The organism is Methylobacterium sp. Gmos1 (assembly GCF_053764715.1).
Genome location: NZ_JBSNCC010000003.1, coordinates 196518 through 214254, shown reverse-complemented (window position 1 = coordinate 214254; position 17737 = coordinate 196518). Strand labels below are relative to the sequence as shown.

General features: G+C 70.1%; 12 protein-coding genes. 4 read left to right on the top strand and 8 right to left on the bottom strand.

Going from position 1 to position 17737, the window contains the following annotated elements; genetic code table 11:
• Positions 1-19 precede the first annotated feature (19 nt).
• Positions 20-223 (top strand): helix-turn-helix domain-containing protein, encoded by a 204-nt coding sequence (locus ACS5PV_RS07110; protein ID WP_236988535.1) that lies wholly within the window; start codon positions 20-22, stop codon positions 221-223.
• A 382-nt stretch (positions 224-605) separates the two neighbouring features.
• Here the strand turns inward: ACS5PV_RS07110 and ACS5PV_RS07105 are convergent, their stop codons facing one another.
• The 5 genes from ACS5PV_RS07105 to ACS5PV_RS07085 form a co-directional block, all read right to left on the bottom strand.
• Positions 606-1820 (bottom strand): hypothetical protein, encoded by a 1215-nt coding sequence (locus tag ACS5PV_RS07105; RefSeq protein ID WP_455394643.1) that lies wholly within the window; start codon positions 1818-1820, stop codon positions 606-608.
• A 69-nt stretch (positions 1821-1889) separates the two neighbouring features.
• Entirely contained in the window at positions 1890-3122 is a 1233-nt protein-coding gene (locus tag ACS5PV_RS07100; RefSeq protein ID WP_455394642.1) for a tyrosine-type recombinase/integrase, read from the bottom strand.
• A 451-nt stretch (positions 3123-3573) separates the two neighbouring features.
• On the bottom strand, positions 3574-5667 hold the full coding sequence (locus ACS5PV_RS07095; protein ID WP_455394641.1) for a carbohydrate porin: 2094 nt from the start codon (positions 5665-5667) through the stop codon (positions 3574-3576).
• Positions 5668-5802: 135 nt separating this feature from the next.
• Positions 5803-7008 carry a fumarylacetoacetate hydrolase family protein gene (locus tag ACS5PV_RS07090; protein ID WP_455394640.1) on the bottom strand — a complete coding sequence of 402 codons (1206 nt, stop codon included), beginning with the start codon at positions 7006-7008 and terminating at the stop codon, positions 5803-5805.
• 332 nt (positions 7009-7340) lie between these two features.
• Positions 7341-9347 (bottom strand): putative bifunctional diguanylate cyclase/phosphodiesterase, encoded by a 2007-nt coding sequence (locus tag ACS5PV_RS07085; protein ID WP_455394639.1) that lies wholly within the window; start codon positions 9345-9347, stop codon positions 7341-7343.
• A 199-nt stretch (positions 9348-9546) separates the two neighbouring features.
• Here ACS5PV_RS07085 and ACS5PV_RS07080 point away from each other — a divergent pair, with 199 nt between their 5' ends.
• Together ACS5PV_RS07080 and ACS5PV_RS07075 are read left to right on the top strand one after the other, a co-directional pair.
• Positions 9547-9810, top strand: a complete 264-nt coding sequence (locus tag ACS5PV_RS07080) for a hypothetical protein (protein WP_455394638.1) — start codon at positions 9547-9549, stop codon at positions 9808-9810.
• A 200-nt stretch (positions 9811-10010) separates the two neighbouring features.
• Positions 10011-10595 carry a metallophosphoesterase gene (locus ACS5PV_RS07075; RefSeq protein ID WP_455394637.1) on the top strand — a complete coding sequence of 195 codons (585 nt, stop codon included), beginning with the start codon at positions 10011-10013 and terminating at the stop codon, positions 10593-10595.
• 87 nt (positions 10596-10682) lie between these two features.
• Here ACS5PV_RS07075 and ACS5PV_RS07070 read toward each other — a convergent pair whose 3' ends face one another.
• On the bottom strand, positions 10683-12974 hold the full coding sequence (locus ACS5PV_RS07070) for an NADP-dependent malic enzyme (protein WP_455394636.1): 2292 nt from the start codon (positions 12972-12974) through the stop codon (positions 10683-10685).
• A 248-nt stretch (positions 12975-13222) separates the two neighbouring features.
• Between ACS5PV_RS07070 and mutS the strand changes: the two genes are divergently transcribed.
• On the top strand, positions 13223-16003 hold the full coding sequence (mutS, locus tag ACS5PV_RS07065; RefSeq protein ID WP_455394635.1) for a DNA mismatch repair protein MutS: 2781 nt from the start codon (positions 13223-13225) through the stop codon (positions 16001-16003).
• A 54-nt stretch (positions 16004-16057) separates the two neighbouring features.
• Here the strand turns inward: mutS and ACS5PV_RS07060 are convergent, their stop codons facing one another.
• Positions 16058-16474 (bottom strand): response regulator, encoded by a 417-nt coding sequence (locus tag ACS5PV_RS07060; RefSeq protein WP_455394634.1) that lies wholly within the window; start codon positions 16472-16474, stop codon positions 16058-16060.
• Positions 16471-17523 (bottom strand): PAS domain-containing protein, encoded by a 1053-nt coding sequence (locus tag ACS5PV_RS07055; RefSeq protein WP_455394633.1) that lies wholly within the window; start codon positions 17521-17523, stop codon positions 16471-16473. Before ACS5PV_RS07055 ends, ACS5PV_RS07060 begins: the two co-directional genes overlap by 4 nt.
• Positions 17524-17737: the final 214 nt, after the last annotated feature.

Genomic DNA, 17737 nt, shown 5'->3' with positions numbered 1-17737 from the left:
CCACGGACGGAGGACGGCGATGAACAACACGGAACAGTACGGCGCGATGTCGATCGAGGACTTCTGCCGCTGGGCTGGGATCGGCCGTTCCCTGGCCTACAAGGAGATCGAAGCCGGCCGCCTTCGTATCAAGAAGGTCGGCCGGCGTACACTGATCACTATGGACGCGGCACGCGCCTGGCTCGCGAACCTGCCCGACGGGGACGCCGGAAACGCTGCGTAGCCCCGGCGTGTCACCCCCTGCACACCAGGGCTAAATCAACAATACCCCCTTACGACTGCGACCAGCGGGCACGACAGGTAGGCTGGGCAGGTGGACCTGCCTCCCCAACGACCGGCCTCTACGACCAGCCCGACCTATACAGCCGCCGTGGACGCCTACCCACGGCACCCCACACGAACGGCGCTCCCGCCGACCTCAGCACTTCAACGCGCAAAATGACCGCAGGCCGAGGAAAATTCCCCATATCGTCACCTTGAAGCGTGAGAAATCCCTCTAATCATCTGGAAAAACAGAGTTTTTCGGCGCGCGAGATCGCTTCGCCTCACACTTTCATAAAGTGTGAGATCGGCATGCAACCCAAGATTTTAATTCTCTGATATTACTAATCTTCAAGTTGATTAATCAGCTTGAACCTTCGATAATCTTCTATGGCCTGCTCACGCGCTAGAACGCGACGAGCCTCTCGGATCTCGGCATATGACATCGGAGGGGACTGTCGCGTCACGTAAGCTGCAAACTCAGCACCGTACAGCCTCCAAACATCGAACCGTCCCGCCTCGAACGAAGACTGGAAGGGTTCATTCTCCGGATTCCAGTTAGACGGAGGCAATATGCATTTCAAATCACCAATATAGATAGTTCTTCTCTCTTGATCACTCTCGGCCGCTAACTTAAGGGCCTTTTGACCCCCGGGACTTCCGGACCGGCGGGACGTCTCTCCAAGCAATTCGGAATGACCGATCCGCTTCTTCAGGGGGACCGTGCCAGGGTTCCTCCACTTAAACGCAATCAGGTCACCTAACATAACAGCTTGCCTGTCCTCCGAATTGCGACTCCTGACGATGCAAGCGTCCTGATCGTAGCCTTTCATCTGATAGTGGAACCCCATCCAGTGACGCATAAGGCTTGACTTGCCGCCTCGGCTAACCGCGACCGCCTTCGGCACATAGGATCTGAGTCTGTTCTGAACCCAGGTCCGCTGCGCCCACTCGCGAAAATTCTTGCGATGGGTTGGCTGCTCCTCGGCATCCGCAGGGATATGCACCTGCAAGTGCGTATGTAGGCTTCCGTCAGCACCAGCCTCGTGGACGTAGAAATATGCACGCGGGATCTCGTAATCCTTCAGCCAAGCATCAAGACACATCTGGAATGCACGAAAGCCGGCCTTGACGGCATTCGTGTCGTGACATCCGAGCAGGCCCCATTGGATCGTAATAGATACATCGCAGAGTAGGTTGTTTTCGACTGCGAACTCTGCGGCAGCATAATGCGAGGCAAATTCCTGTGCACCAATGAGAGATGGCCTCGGTCCAACTAGATCGACATAGAACGGCTTTACAGCTCGACCGCGCAACTTCCTGACAAAGCAGGAGGGACGACGCTCCTGTTGACTATTTATATTCTTGATATCAGCCTCATACAGCTCTTCAGGACTTCTCCCGTAAACACCTGCCAACAACCGGCTTTCATAACTATTGCCGGTGAAGCTGTAAGCGTGGTTTGGCGAGGGGCCGCCAGCATGTAGAACCGCAGCATCATGAGATGCGCGATCAATGAAGTCGCCTGGATTGACGTGCCTGTTTGCTCTTCGAGCCATCAACCTCATCCTACCCTAATCATGCGGCCACTCGACATCTTTATTCAGCACTGAGCAGAATCGCCATGCTCAACCAACCCTCGCCCCGAGAATCGTTTCGACGTCCCCTGTAGTGTCGTTCAAGAACCCTGGTGCCACATCACAGAAATTCGCCCACGCCTCCATCAGCTGCCGGCGCTTCTCCAGCGCGTCACCGCGTCGGTAGGCCCGTTCGACCGCGTCACCGACAAGATGCGCCAACGCGGCTTCCGCCACCTCCCGGGGAAACGGCGTCTCCTCACCCGCCCAGTCCCGAAACGCCGACCGGAACCCGTGCGGCGTGTCCGTCCGCTTCGCTCGCCGCATCACCATCTCCAGCGCCATCACCGACAGCCCCTTGCCCGGACGTTGACCGGGAAACACGAATGGATTGTCGGCCAGGCCGAGGGCCTGCATCTCCGAGAGGATGGCGAGGGCTCGGTCGCTGAGCGGCACTCGGTGCTCTCGCCCAGCCTTCATCCGTGCGGCTGGCACGATCCACACCCGCGCCTTCCAGTCCACCTCCGACCATTGCGCACCCAAGGTCTCGCCGGACCGGGCAGCCGTTAGGATCGTGAACTCCAGCGCACGCGCGGCGATGCCGACCGAACCCCGAAGCTGCTGCACGAAGGCCGGCACGTCCGCGTAGGCCATTGCCTTGTGATGCCCGCGGCTGAGCTTCGTCCGCTTCGGCAGCAGCAGGTCGAGGTGCCCCCGCCACCGCGCGGGGTTCTCGCCCGCCCGCAACCCCTGCGCCTTGGCCGCGTCCAGCACGCGCTCAATCCGCCCGCGCAAACGCGAGGCCGTCTCCGGCTTCTGCAGCCAGATCGGCTTCAGCACGCGCACGACGTCATCGGTGCTGATGCCGTCAACGGGACGGTCGCGCAGCGGCGCCGCGTACTCCCGAAGCGTCATCTGCCACTGGGCGACGTGCTTCTCGTTGCGCCACTGCGCCTTCATCGCCTCCACGAACGCATCGGCCACGACGCCGAAGGTCGGCACTGCGGCCTCAGCCTGCCGGATCGCAAGTGGATCCGTCCCCTGCGCGACGAGGTCACGGGCCCGTGCCGCCGCCTCGCGAGCCCGCGCCAACGGCACGTCGCGGGGTGTACCAAGACCCATCTCGCGCAGCCGTCCCTGCCAGCGGAAAAGGAACACCCAGCGTCGCCGCTGTCCGTCCTTCGAGATCGACAGATAGAGGCCGCCACCGTCGGCATGCCGACCGGGCTCCTCAAGGGTCGCGACCTTGCGAGCGCTGAGCCGGTTCAACTGCCGCGTCGTCATCCGCTTCACCCCATGCACTACCGGCCGGCCCCAACATGGGCCCCAACTCGTGACGAGGATTCTACCGGACGCCCACGGACGTCGCCAGACGTGCCAGCGATTAAAAGCCTTTTTTATCAGTTGGATATACGGACCAAGGGGGAAACCCGCGGATGCCTGCGGACGTGAATACGGCGGACACCCCTTCCGCCAGAAGGACGCGCCAGGTCGTTGTAACGACGGGCGAAACCTCGAACCAAGCGACGCCCTCGAGGGCTCTCCCACGAACAGCGGTCGGCTCCCACCTTCCTCCATCGGGACGGGTCGGCCCGATATCGCCGCCCCGCCGACCACGCCGCTGTGCGGCAAAGCCTGCTCCGTCGGCCCTCGGCCGAGCGCTTCGCGGCCTTGGGGTGATGCGCGCAACGCCCGCCGGACGCCGGCCGGCCGTGCCGAGGGCTGGGACGGGCTCTCAGAAATCGGCGTGCAGGCGGGTGCCGAAGAAGTTGGCCGGGCCGCGGTCGCGGTTATAGGCCGGGTTCACCACCAGCTGGTAGTTGAACGACACCGTCACCGCCTTGGTGAGGCTGAGCGCGTAGTAGGTCTCGAAGGCGCGCTCCGACCCGTAGTTCAGCCGCCCGTCGCCGATCAGCAGGCCGAGGCCGCCATTGGCGAAGAACGCCCGGTGCGACGGCGACAGACCGTTGATCGCCGCGCCGATGCCGAGCGTGTCGCTCGGCCGCTCCCAGGCCGTGCCCTTGAGCGAGAGCCCGCCCGAGAGGCTGCGGTCGACGTCGGTGAAGGACAGGCTCTCGTTGCGCCCGTCGGAGACGCTGGCCCGGGCGAACAGGCCGAGATCGGGGGTCAGCGCCTGTTCCAGGTTGATGTAGGCGCCGGTCTTGCGCCGGGGCCGGCGCGTCGCGGCGGCCGCATCGTTGATGTCGTCGTAGATCCCGCTCTGGGTCAGATCGACGACCTGGCGGTAATTGGCGGTGTTGCCGACATTGCTGAACAGGCCGATGCGCAGCTTGCCCGGCTGCTCCAGCCCGGGGAGGACGTGGCGCTCCTCGAACTCGATGTTGGTGCCGGCGCGCTCGAACACCCGCGGATCGAGCACGTCGTTCGAGGGCTGCTTGGGCACCTGGGTGTAGGCGGCCCGGATGGCGAATTCCGGCCGGTTGTACTCGACCATCACGCCTTGCGTGAATCCCGGCAGATTCGCCGGGAAATCCCAGGCCGAGGAGCCCCAGATCGACCAGTTCATGAAGTCGACCCGCGGGTCGTGGGCGTAGACGTTGCCGTCGAAGAAGTCGCCGAGCGCGAACTTGCCGGCCACCACCGAGATCCGCTCGATGTCGCGGGTCATCGCCACCTGGTTGACGCCGTCTGGCACGTCCTCGGTGGCGCCGCCGAGGCCGAAGGTCTGGCGCACGAAGTAACGGTTCGAGCGCAGCTTGGGGAACGGCGCGCCGGCCTTCTGGGCCTCGCCGTTGACGAAGCCTGCGACGCCCAGCGTGCGCGACAGGCCGAATCCTTGCGAGAATTCCGGGTTGTAGTACAGTTCGGTGCTGTCGGTCAGCTTCACGCCGAGGAACAAAGTCGCGGTCGTGGTCGACTGGACCTGATTTCCCACCAGGCTGTTCTCGCCGCGATAGGGCGCGCGAAAGCCCGGGACGCCCTGCGTGACAAAGGTGGTCTGGCCGTGGAACGAGTACCGGCCGGTATCGCGGCTCGCCGGCGCGTCCTCGGCCACCTCCGCCGGCAGCCTCAATCCGTAGGGGTACCAGGACAGCCGCGCCATCATCTGGTGCGAGGAGAAGGCGACCTCCGTCGCCACCGGGCCGAGGCCCGGCACGCTGCCGAGATCGAAGCGCCCGGAGCGGCCGAGATCGACGTAGCGGTAGTCGAGGCCGAGCGCGAGGTTCGGGGTGATGGCGTATTGCACGCCGGCGCCGAGCGTGAAGCCGAGGAAGGACAGGTCCTTGCGCGCGCCCCCCATCGCGCCGGTGGCGAGGTCGGGATAGGTCGCGAGTATCCGCGCATTGGCCCCGGCGAGCCCGAAGGTGGCGTAGACGAGGTAGCTCTCGAACGAGTAGCCGAGGCGGGCGCGCAGCGCGCCGTAGAGGTCGGTCTTGCCCCGGATCGCGCTGAAGGCCGGGTCGACCGCCTCGTAGCCGAAGCCGACGGCCGTCGAGGGCACCGGGCGCTTGAGGTTGGCGCCGTAGAGGTCGGCCTCCAGCCCGTAGAGGTAGGGCCCGGTCTGCCAGTTGTAGCCGCCGAACAGCCCGCCGACCGCGGTGGTGGCGGTGCGCCCGGTATCCGAGCGCCGGGTCGAGTCGCCGCTCTGGAAGGCCGGAATGGTCTCCCCGCCGACGGTGCTCGGCCCGAAGCGGTAATTGCCGAACGAGGCGCCGGCGCTGCCCTCGATGCCGAGATAGGGGCCCGACCAGTCGACGAAGGTGGGGGCGGCCGCGGCCGGGGCGGGAGGGCGCAGGTCGGCCGCCTGCGCCAGCCCGGCGCACAGCCCCAGCGCCACCCCGATCCCCGCTCCGCGCATCTGCCGCATCGCCCGCGTCCCCTGCCGTTCCGGTGCCAGGTATAGCCAATGCTATATTCCTGGCAACCGGCCACGCTTGCCCGGGGAGGGGGTCCACGGTTTTCGTGACGGTATTGTCACGGTGCCGCGGCCGTGAACGGATTCCTACCCGTTCAGCAGCCCGCGGGCGGCGAGGTTGCGCATCAGCGCCGCCGCCCCGAAGGTCCAGGGCTCGCAATCCTGGCAGTGGCGCATGCGGTTGACCAGCGCCCCGAGGCCCGGGCTGTGGATCACCACCCGGTCGCCGACCTTGTGGGTGAAGCCCTGGCCCGGGGCGCCGCGATCCTCGACCGGCGCGAACATCGTGCCGAGGAACAGCACTGCGCCGTCCGGGTACTGGTGGGTCCCGCCCATCATCGCCGCGACGAGGTCGGCCGGGTCGCGGCTGATCTCGGAGAGGGGCGAGGTACCCGCGAGCCTGAACCCGTCCTCGCCCGTCACCTCCAGGCTCACCACGGTGCTGCGCACCTGGTCGAGGCCGAACGTCCCGTCGAACAGGCGCACGAACGGCCCGAGCGCGCAGGAGGCGGCGTTGTCCTTGGCCTTGCCGAGCAGCAAGGCCGAGCGGCCCTCGAAGTCGCGCAGGTTGACGTCGTTGCCGAGCGTCGCCCCGACGATGCGCTCGTCGGAGGCCACCACCAGCGCCACCTCCGGCTCCGGGTTGTTCCACTGCGAGCCCGGATGCAGGCCCGCCTCCTGGCCGCAGCCGACGGAGGAGAGCGGCTGCGCCTTGGTGAAGATCTCGGCGTCCGGGCCGATGCCGACCTCGAGGTACTGGCTCCAGGCTCCTTGAGCCACCAGCACGCTCTTCAGCGCCATCGCCTCGGGCGAGCCGGGCTTCAGCTGGCGCAGGTCGTTGCCGACCAGGCGCCCGACCTCGACCCGGATCGCCGCCGCGGCGTCCGGGTTGCCGCGGGCCCGCTCCTCGATCACCCGCTCCAGCATCGAGACCGCGAAGGTCACGCCGGCGGCCTTGACCGCCTGGAGGTCGATCGGCGCGAGGAGCCAGGGCCGTGCGGGGTCGCGGGTGTCGGGGGGCGTGTTGGCGAGCACCGCGTCGAGGGGAGCGATCGTCTCGCCCGCGGCCCCGCGCAGGGCGCCCGCCGGGTCGGGCGTCTCGCACAGGTCGCGGATGGTCGGGAAGGCGCGGGTGACGTCGACGAGCACCGGCTGCCCGTCGGCGCCCGGCCGCACCGCGACGGTGCTCGGGCCCTTCAGCTCCGGCCGCCAGACCCGGCCGGCGAGGGCACCGGCGAGGCCGTCCTCCGGCAGGATGGCGCGGGCGTCGTAAGCATCGAGAATCGGCTGCATGGTCTGTCTGGTCTCCTCCCGGGGCCGGCGCCCGTTCGGCGGCCGCGCGGCATGGCTGAGACCTAAGCCGATCGGGTACGGCGGGGAAGCGCCCTGGGAGCGGGGCTTCCTCGATTCGCACGCCGGAAACGATGCCCTCACGGTCATCCCGGGGCCGCGACGGCGGCGCCCGGGATGACCCGGAGGGTGTCACGCGAAGGTGCGCGGCGTGAGGGCGTGGGGCCTTCGGAACACGACCGATCGTCTCGTGTGGGAGAGGGGGCCGGCGCCGGATCGCCGGACATGAGGCTGGATGGCCGGCCGGGCGCAGGTGACGCGCTTAGCTTGAGGTGTCAGGCCGCGTCCGGGCGGCTCGCCAGCGCCTCCCGGAGCGCCTGCTCGGCGGGAACCGGGCGGCCGAGATGGTAGCCCTGCACGAACGGGCAGCCGAGGCTGCGCAGGGTGGCGAGGTCCTCGGCGGTCTCGACGCCCTCGGCCACCACTTCGAGGCCGAGCGCCCGGCCAAGGCCCAGCACCGCCTGGACCAGTCCGCGCTTGTCGTCGGAGGCGGACAGGCCGGTGACGAGGCTGCGGTCGATTTTGACCCGGCCGGCCCGCAGCTGGCGCAAGGACGCCAGCGACGAGTAGCCGATGCCGAAATCGTCGAGCGCCATCCGGATCCCGGCTCGCGACAGGGCCAGGAGCTTGTCCTGCACCGCCGCGATGTCGAGGGCGGTCTCCTCGGTGATCTCGATCTCGAGGAGCGCGGGGGCCAGGCCGAGCGCGTGCAGGCGGTCGAGCACGATCTCGTCGACCGGGATCTGCGCCATCTCCCGCGGCGAGACGTTCATCGCCACCCGCACGTCGCTGCCGCCGGCCCGCAGGACCAGCATCGCGCCGCAGACCTGCTCCAGGATGAAGCGCAGGAGCGACTCGGTCAGGCCGGCGCGCGCCGCGGCGGCCACGATCTCGCCGGGCGGGACCCAGCCGTGGACCGGGTGGTGCCAGCGCACCAGGGCCTCGAGCCCGGCGACGCGGCGGCCGCCCTCGCCGAAGATCGGCTGGAACCAGACCGAGAGGCCGTTCTCGGCGAGCGCGTGGGAGAGGTCGCGCTCGCTGTCGCGCCGCATCTCCAGGCGCCCGCGCAGGCCCTCGTCGAAGATCCGGAACCGGTTCCGTCCGGCGGCCTTGGCGGCGTAGAGCGCCTCGTCGGCGCAGGTGAGCATCTCGGTCAGGCTCGGCCCGTGAGCGTGGCACAGGCCGACGCTGATGCCGAGGCGGCCGGTGTCGAAGCTCTCGAACGGCTCGGCCACGGCCCGGATCAGCGCCGAGGCCAGGTCTGCGGGCGGCAGGCCGGCGGCCGGATCGTACAGGACCGCGAACTCGTCGCCGCCGAAACGGGCCGCCAGCGCCTCCGGCGGCAGGGTCCGGCGCAGGCGGTGCGCCACCTCGCCCAGCACCCGGTCGCCGGTCGAATGGCCGTAGACGTCGTTGACCGACTTGAAGCCGTCGAGGTCGAGCAGCATCAGGCAGGGCGCCGGCCCTGGGCGCAGGATCCGCGCCTCCGCTCCTTGCGCGAAGCCGGCCCGGTTCATCAGCCCGGTCAGCGCGTCGTGGGTGGCGCGCCGGCGCATCTCGTCGGCAAGGGTGCTGGCCGCCTCGTGCGCCTCCTGGCGGGCGCGGGCGAGCGCCGTGGCCTCGTTCTTGAGGCGGGAGGTGCGGCGAAAGCCCCGCTCGGTCTCGACGGCGCTGCGCAGCAGCGCCGCGAGGTAGAGCAGCACCGTGAAGGCGAGGCCGAGCCGGTCGATCCCGCCGGCCCAGGCGAGGCAGACGGCCACCGTCAGGAGCGGCGGCGTGATGAAGCTCGCGGGGATCGCCGCGAAGGCCATGCCGTGGGTGACGGCGCCGGCGGTGATGCCGCAGATGACGACAAGGTAGAACAGGGTCTGGGGCGCGGTGTAGCCGCCGCACAGGAGCGCCACCAGCGACCAGACCAAGCCCGACAGGAACGCCGCCAGGGTGGCGAGGCGCAGGTGCCGGTCGATCGCCCGGGCGCCGGCCCGGGCCTGCTCGGGCGGCGTGGCCTCGGTGACGGCGAGCCCGGAGCAGGGCGCCCGGCACAGGCCGAACCGGACGAGGTTGACGGCCGACGACACCGCGAACCAGCCGAGGCCGGCGGCGGCGTGCCCGGCCTGCACGGCGACGAGCGCGCCGGTGGCGCCGAGGATGGCGTTGACCGGCAGCGCGTGCTGCACGCTGCGACGCACCGCCTCGAGCTGGTCGCGCCGGATCGAGGCGCGCAGATCCGGGCCGTCGTCCGGCATGTCGCAGCCCGGTCGCTCGCTGCCTGGTCCTGACATGTCACCTCGGCGGGTCGGCCCGGTTGCCATAGCGGCATATGGTAAAGAATCGTTGACCACCGTCCCGGTCAAGCCGGCCGAGGTCAATACGGCCAAGGTCGCGACATGGGAGCGCCGCCCGTGCCCGCCGCGCGCTGCCGCCAGGGAACGGTGGTCGAGCCTGGCGGTTAAACGGATCGCGAGGGCGCGAGGAGGCAACATGCGGAACGTGGCGAAGGCGGCTGTGGTGGCGGTCGTGACGCTGATGGGCGTCGGCGCGGCCGAGGCGAAGGGCTGCATCAAGGGCGCGATCATCGGCGGCATCGCCGGGCACTACCTGGCCGAGCGCGGCGTGGTCGGCGCGGTGGCGGGCTGCCTCGCCGGCCGGGCGCTCGCCAAGCGCCGCGCGGCGCGCGAGGTCGATTACGGCGCCCGCGTGCGTCCGCGCGACGGCTACGGCTACGGCGCGGGCCGGAGCTACTGAGGGACGACCGTCGGGTCCTTCATCCTCCGGGTCGGTCCGAGGCCGCGTCCGCGCCGCACGGAGTGATCCGGAGGATGAGCCACCGATCGCAGGCGGCGCCGGACGTCGACGCCGGGACGGCGCGGCGATCCGTCCCGTGACGGCGACGCCGACCGCGCCATCTGATCCCGCATCCGTCACGCGGGCGAACCTGACAACGCATGGCCGTCTTCTTCACCGCCGACACGCATTTCGGCGATGCCCACATCCTGCGCCAGCGCGGCCGCCTGTTCGCCTCGCTCGAGGCGCACGACGAGACCCTGGTGACGAACTGGAACGCCGTCGTCGGGCACGAGGACGAGGTCTGGCACGTCGGCGACTTCGCCGCTCATGCCGAGCGCGAGCATTGCGCGGCGATCTTCTCACGGCTGAACGGCGTGAAGCGCCTGGTGCGCGGCAACCACGACAGCAACCGCGTCCTCGACCTGCCCTGGGCCGACCCGCCGGTCGAGAGCGCGCGCATCACCCTGCGGGAGGACGGCCGCGAGTGGCGGCTGTTCCTCGCGCACTACGCCCACCGGGCCTGGCCCGGCCTGTGGCGCGGCACCCGCCACCTCTACGGCCATACCCACGGCACGCTGACCGACACCATCCGCTCCTGCGACGTCGGGGTCGATGCGTGGGAATACCGCCCGGTGCGCCTCGCGGCGCTGGCGGCGCGTCAGGACGCGGCCACCCTCGTGCCGGAGGAACTGGCCCGGGATCGGGCGCGGGAGGAGGCGGCCCGCGCGGCGGGCGGCGAGTGAGGGGACGAGGAAAATAGTCCTCTCCCTCCCGCGACCTCAGGATGAGGGTGTGGGTGGGATCCCCGACGGCTTCCCACCCATGAGACGTCACCCGCCGATGTTGTAGGCCGCCAGCGCCGCCATGTTGACGAGGTCGGAATCGGTCGCGCCGAGCGGGACGATCTGCACCGCCTTGTCGAGGCCGACGATCAGCGGCCCGAGAACCTGGGCGCCGCCGAGTTCCTGGAGCATCTTGGTCGAGATCGAGGCCGAGTGGAAGGCCGGCATCACCAGAACGTTGGCCGGCTGCTTAAGGCGGCTGAACGGGTACTGGGCGAGCAGGTCCTTATTGAGAGCCACGTCGGCGGCCATCTCGCCGTCGTACTCGAAATCGACCCGCATCCCGTCGAGGATCCGCACCGCCTCCTGCACCTTCTCGGCGCGCTCGGCCTTCGGGAAGCCGAAGGTCGAGAACGACAGGAGCGCCACCCGCGGCTCGTAGCCGAGGCGGCGGGCGACGCCCGCGGCCTCGATGGCGATGCCGGCGAGCTCCTCGGCGCTCGGCATCTCGTGGATCGCCGTGTCGGCCACCAGCACCACCCGGCCGCGGGCGAGGCAGAGCGAGACGCCGATCACCCGGTGGCCCGGCTTGTGGTCGATGACCCGGCGCACGTCCTCGAGCGCGATCGAGTAGTTGCGGGTGGTGCCGGTCACCATCGCGTCGGCATCGCCCAGAGCCACCATCGAGGCGGCGAAGTGGTTGCGGTCCTGGTTGATCAGGCGCTGGCAGTCGCGGAACAGGTAGCCCTTGCGCTGCATCCGGGCATAAAGGAACTGCGCGTAGACGCTGTTGCGGTCGGACTTCGCGGCGTTGTGGATCTCGATGTTGTCGCGGCCCGCGAGATCGATGCCGGCGGCCTCGGCGTTCGCCATCACCCGGTCCTCGCGCCCGACCAGGATCGCGGTGCCGAGGCCCTGGTTGACGAACGAGACCGCGGCGCGGATCACCACCTCCTCCTCGCCCTCAGCGAAGACGACGCGCTTGGGGAACTTGCGCACCCGCTCGAACACCCGGTTGAGGGTGCCGGCGACGGGGTCGCGGCGGGCCGAGAGCTGGGCCCGGTAGCGGTCCATGTTGTCGATGGGCTTGCGGGCGACGCCGGTCTCCATCGCGGCCTTGGCGACCGCCGGCGGCACGGTGTGGATCAGGCGCGGGTCGAACGGCACCGGGATGATGTACTCGCGCCCGAAGCGCGGCCGCGCGCCCTGATAGGCCGCCGCGACCTCGTCGGGCACGTCCTCGCGGGCGAGCGCGGCGAGCGCCTGGGCGGCGGCGATCTTCATCTCCATGTTGATCGTCGTCGCGTGCACGTCGAGGGCGCCGCGGAAGATGTAGGGGAAGCCCAGGACGTTGTTGACCTGGTTCGGGTAGTCCGAGCGCCCGGTCGCCACGATGGCGTCGTCGCGCACCTGGCCCACCTCCTCGACGGTGATCTCCGGATCGGGGTTCGCCATCGCGAAGATGATCGGCTGCGGCGCCATCGAGGCGATCATCTCAGGGGTGAAGGCGCCCTTCACCGACAGGCCGAACACGATGTCGGCGCCGTCCATCGCCTCCGCCAGCGTCCGCTTCGAGGTCGCGACCGCGTGGGCCGACTTCCACTGGTTCATGCCCTCGGTGCGGCCCTGGAACACCACGCCCTTGGTGTCGCACAGGATCACGTTCTCGGAGCGGAAGCCGAGCGCCTTGACGAGCTCGATGCAGGCGATGCCGGCCGCGCCCGCGCCGTTGACGACGAGACGCGCCTCCGAGATGTCGCGGCCGGTCAGGTGCAGGGCGTTGATGATGCCGGCGGCCGAGATGATCGCGGTGCCGTGCTGGTCGTCGTGGAAGACCGGGATGTCCATCAGTTCCCGCAGGCGCTCCTCGATGATGAAGCACTCGGGGGCCTTGATGTCCTCCAGGTTGATGCCGCCGAAGGTCGGCCCGAGGTAGCGCACGCAGTTGATGAACGCCTCGGCGTCCTCGGTGCCGACCTCGAGGTCGAAGGAATCGATGTCGGCGAAGCGCTTGAACAGGACCGCCTTGCCCTCCATCACGGGCTTGGAGGCGAGCGCGCCGCGGTTGCCGAGGCCCAGGATCGCGGTGCCGTTCGAGATCACCGCGACGAGGTTGCCCTTGGCGGTGTAGTCGTAGGCGAGCGCCGGGTCGTCGGCGATGGCGAGCACCGGCACGGCGACGCCGGGGGAGTAGGCCAGCGACAGGTCGCGCTGCGTCGCCATCGGCTTCGTCGCCACCACCTCCAGCTTGCCCGGGCGGCCCTGCTGGTGGAATTGCAGCGCCTCCTGGTCGGTGAAGGTCGGGCGCTTGCGGCGGGTGACGGGGCGGGACTCGCTCATGCCGGGCTCTTCTCTCGCGACCAGGGATGCAGGATCTTCGGGGATAGGTCCCTTAGGGCTATGATCCGGCCGGCTCAAGCGGCGCTGCGGCGCTAACAGCCGCCCGCAGGCCATTTTACGCCGGGGACGACCATCCCCATCTTCCCCGCAGTGCCGGTCTGGAGCGTGGCCGCGGCCCTCTGTTAGTCTGGCCGCCCAGGATCGCCGCGGATCCGACGACAGCCCCAAGGTCTACGGCCCGAGATCTCATGACGATGGACAGCGACACCGGCCGCCTCCTGCGCGACGAGCCCTTCGACCTCGCCGAGGCCGCCGCGCCGCCGCCCGCCCGCGGCCGGCGCGCGGCTGCACCCGACGACGAGGCCAAGGTCTCGCCGATGATGGCGCAGTACATCGAGATCAAGGCCGCGAATCCCGACTCCCTGCTGTTCTACCGCATGGGGGACTTCTACGAGCTGTTCTTCGAGGATGCCGAGATCGCCTCGCGGGCGCTCGGCATCGTGCTCACCCGCCGCGGCAAGCATGCCGGCGCCGACATCCCGATGTGCGGCGTGCCGGTGGAGCGCTCCGACGACTACCTCCAGCGCCTGATCGGGCTCGGCCACCGGGTCGCGGTCTGCGAGCAGACCGAGGATCCGGCCGAGGCGAAGAAGCGCGGCGGGAAGTCGGTGGTGCGGCGCGAGGTGGTGCGCCTCGTGACGCCCGGCACCATCACCGAGGACCGCCTGCTCGATCCGGGCCGGGCCAACGTGCTGCTGGCGCTCTCGCGGCGCCGCGTCTCGGACTCGGCCTGGACCTACGGCCTCGCCGCCGTCGACATCTCGACCGGGCGGTTCTCGCTGGGCGAGGTCGAGGGCGCGGGGCTTGCCGCCGAGATCGCCCGGCTCGACCCGCGCGAGGTCGTGATGGCCGACGCCATCCACCAGGATCTCGACCTTGCGCGCCTGTGGCGCGACACGCGCGCCGCCGTCACCCCGGTGGGTCGCGGCGACGTCGATCCGGCCTCCGCCGAGCGGGCGTTGAAGGAGCAGTTCGGCGTCCAGACCCTCGACGGCTTCGGGACTTTCAGCCGGGTCGAGATCGCGGCCGCCGGCGCCGTCCTGCACTACATCGCCCGCACCCAGCTCGGCGCGAAGGTCACCTTGAGCCCGCCGGCCCGCCAGGCGGCGGGCGCGAGCCTGATGATCGACGCGGCGACGCGCCAGAACCTCGAACTCACCCGCACCCTGTCGGGCGAGCGGGCCGGCAGCCTGCTCGCCGCCATCGACCGCACGGTCGGCGGGGCTGGCGCACGGCTGCTCGCTGAACGGCTCGCCGGCCCCTCGACCGACCTCGCGCTGATCCGCCGCCGGCACGACGCGGTGGAGTTCCTGGTGGCCGAGGGCGCGTTGCGCGCCGAACTCCGGGCCGAGCTCGCCCGCGCCCCCGACATGGCCCGGGCGCTGACCCGCATCGGCCTCGGCCGCGCCGGTCCCCGCGACCTCGCGGCGCTCCGCGACGGGCTCATGGCCGCCCGCGGCATCGCGACGGCGCTCGCCGGCGCCGGCGCCCTGCCGGGCGAGATCGGCAAGGCCGCCCGCATCCTCGCCGGGCTCGACGAGGCCCTCGCCGACGAGCTCGCCGGCGCGCTCGCCGACGACCTGCCGCTCCAGCGCCGCGACGGCGGCTTCGTGCGCGAGGGCTACCGGGCGGAACTCGACGAATCCCGCACGCTCCAGCGCGATTCGCGCCAGGTCGTCGCCGGGCTCCAGGCCCGCTACGCGTCCGAGACCGGCTGCCGGACGCTGCGGATCAAGCACAACAACCTGCTCGGCTACTACATCGAGGTGCCGCAGGCCTTCGGCGAGACGCTGCTGAAGGATCCCTGGCGCGCCACCTTCGTCCACCGCCAGACCATGGTGGACGCGATGCGCTTCACCAGCGTCGAGCTGGGCGAGCTGGAGACCAAGATCGCCAACGCCGCCGGCCGCGGCCTCTCCCTCGAACTCGAGATCTTCGAGGCCCTGTCGCGGGCCGTGATGGCCGAATCGGACTCGATCGTCGCGGCGGCGAGCGCGCTCGCGGCGCTCGACGTCGCGGCCTCGCACGCAGAACTCGCGGTCGAATTGAACTGGACGAGGCCCACCGTCGACGACAGCCTGGCCTTCCGGATCGAGGGCGGGCGCCACCCGGTCGTCGAGGCGGCGCTGACGAAGGCCGGCGAGGCCTTCATCGCCAATGCCTGCGACCTGTCGGGCGACAAGGCAGGCCAGATCCTCCTCGTCACCGGCCCGAACATGGGTGGCAAGTCGACCTTCCTGCGCCAGAACGCCCTGATCGCGGTGCTCGCCCAGATGGGCGGCTACGTGCCGGCGGCGTCGGCCCATCTCGGCCTCGTCGACCGGCTCTTCTCCCGCGTCGGGGCCGCCGACGACCTGGCGCGCGGCCACTCGACCTTCATGGTCGAGATGGTCGAGACCGCCGCGATCCTCAACCAGGCGACCCGGCGCTCGCTCGTCGTGCTCGACGAGATCGGGCGGGGCACCGCGACCTTCGACGGGCTGTCGATCGCCTGGGCCTGCCTGGAGCACCTGCACGGCGCCAACGGCTGCCGGGCGCTGTTCGCCACGCACTTCCACGAGCTGACCGCGCTCGCGCAGCGCCTGGAGCGGCTCTCCAACGCCACCCTCAAGGTGACCGAGTGGAAGGGCGACGTGGTGTTCCTGCACGAGGTGGTGCCCGGCGCCGCCGACCGTTCCTACGGCCTCCAGGTCGCGCGGCTCGCCGGCCTGCCGGCTCCGGTGATCGCCCGGGCGAAGGCCTTGCTCGCCGAGCTGGAGCGGGGGGAGGGCGGTCCTGCCCGTCGCAAGGCCCCCGCCGAACTGCCGTTGTTCTCCGCGATGCCGGCCGCCCCGCCGCCGGCCCCGGCCGTGGTGGAGAAGCCCGACCCGGTCGGCCTGCTCCTCGACGGGATCGACCCCGACGGCTTGAGCCCGCGGGAGGCGCTGGACGCGCTCTACCGCCTCAAGGCGGCGCGGCGGGAGGGGTAGGCTGCACCCGACGGATCGTCCGGTCGGACCGGCAACCACTTCGGTGAAATCTGCTTAGGGCGCCAGCACCACCCCGTCCGGCGCTTCCGCCGAGACCCCGCCGTGATACCGCCCCGCCACGTAGGCGAGCGCCGCGCGGATCACCCGCTCGGAATAGGGCTTGGCGATGATCCCGGCAGCACCCGCGAAGTCCGGCGGCACGCGCTTGGCGTTGGCGGTGGTGAACAGCACCGTGGTCCCCGGCCGGGCGCTCAGCGCCTGCGCCACCGCGACGCCGGTCGGGCCGTCGGCGAGGTGGATGTCGACGAGGGCGATGTCGGGGGCGAGGTCGCGGGCGAGCGCGACCGCCTCGCCCGAGCGGGTCGCGACGCCGACCGGGACGTAGCCGGCCTCCTCCAGGATGCATTCGAGTTCGAGTGCGATGAACGCCTCGTCCTCGACGATCAGGACCCGCAGGCCGCCCGCGCTCAATGCCCGGTGCCCAGCGGCAGGACGACGTGGGCGCGGGTGCCGGGATCCAGGTCCTCGAAGGCGAGGCTGCCGCGCAGCTGGCGCACCAGCATGCCGACGAGGTCGCGGCCGAAGCCCTCCGGGTTGTCGGGTTGCGTGCTCATTCCGACGCCGTCGTCGCGGACATCGAGCACCAGGCGCCCGTCGTCCACCCGGGCCGTGATGGCGACGTGGCCGCTCCGCTCGCCCGGGAAGCCGTGCCGGACCGCGTTGATGGCGAGTTCGTGCACCAGCAGCGCCAGGGGGGCCGCCATCGAGGCCGGCACCGCCACCGCCTCGACATCGACCGTGAGGGCGATGCGGTCCGGGTCGAGCCCGGCTTCGAGGTCGGCGGCGAAGTCGGCGGCGAAGTCGCGCAGGTCGAACCGGGCGACGTCGCTCACCGCGTAGAGCAGGCGGTGGGCGGTGGCGAGAGCGCCGATCCGGTCGGCCATGCTGCGCAGGACCTCGCGGCAGGCCGGGTCGCGGGCGCGCCGCGCCTTGAGGAGCACCAGGGAGGAGATCACCTGGAGATTGTTCTTCACCCGGTGGTCGACCTCGTGCAGCAGGGCGGTCTGCTGGTCGAGGGCGGCCTGGAGCGCCCGGTTGCGCGCCTCGAGGTCCTGGGCAAGCCCGTCCTTCTCGCGCGACAGCGCCCACTCGGCCTGGCGGGTTCGGGTGACGTCGGTGAGCACCGCGAAGTAGGAGCGCAGGGCGCCGGTCTCGTCCCGTACCGGGGTCAGGGTCATGTCGTTCCAGAACGGATGCCCGTCCTTGCGGTAGTTCAGGAGATCGACCCGCACCGGCTCGCCCCGGCTGATCGCATCCCGCACCTGGGCGACCGCCGAGGGGTCGGTGTCGGGGCCCTGGAGGAAGCGGCAGTTGCGGCCGATCACCTCGTCCGCGGCGTAGCCGGTCAGCCGGCAGAAGGCGTCGTTGGCGAACACGATCGGGTGGTCGGGCAGGGCGGGATCGGTCATCACCATCGGCGCCGCGCTGGCGCGGAAGGCGGCTAGGAAGGGCGCGTCCACGGACGACGCCTCGTCCCCGCGCGCCGTCATCGTCCCGGCCTGCCTCGCAGCGTCCAACCTGATCATCCGCAACCCGCCCGTCCGCGGCTCGGTCCCGCGATCTGGCCCCGCCGGGACGATCCGCGGCGGAGCGGGGCCGTGACCCCATCCACCTCAGCGAACCCGCGACCCGGGGCGGGGTTCCCGACGGTCACGTAACCTCCGGTGGACGCAA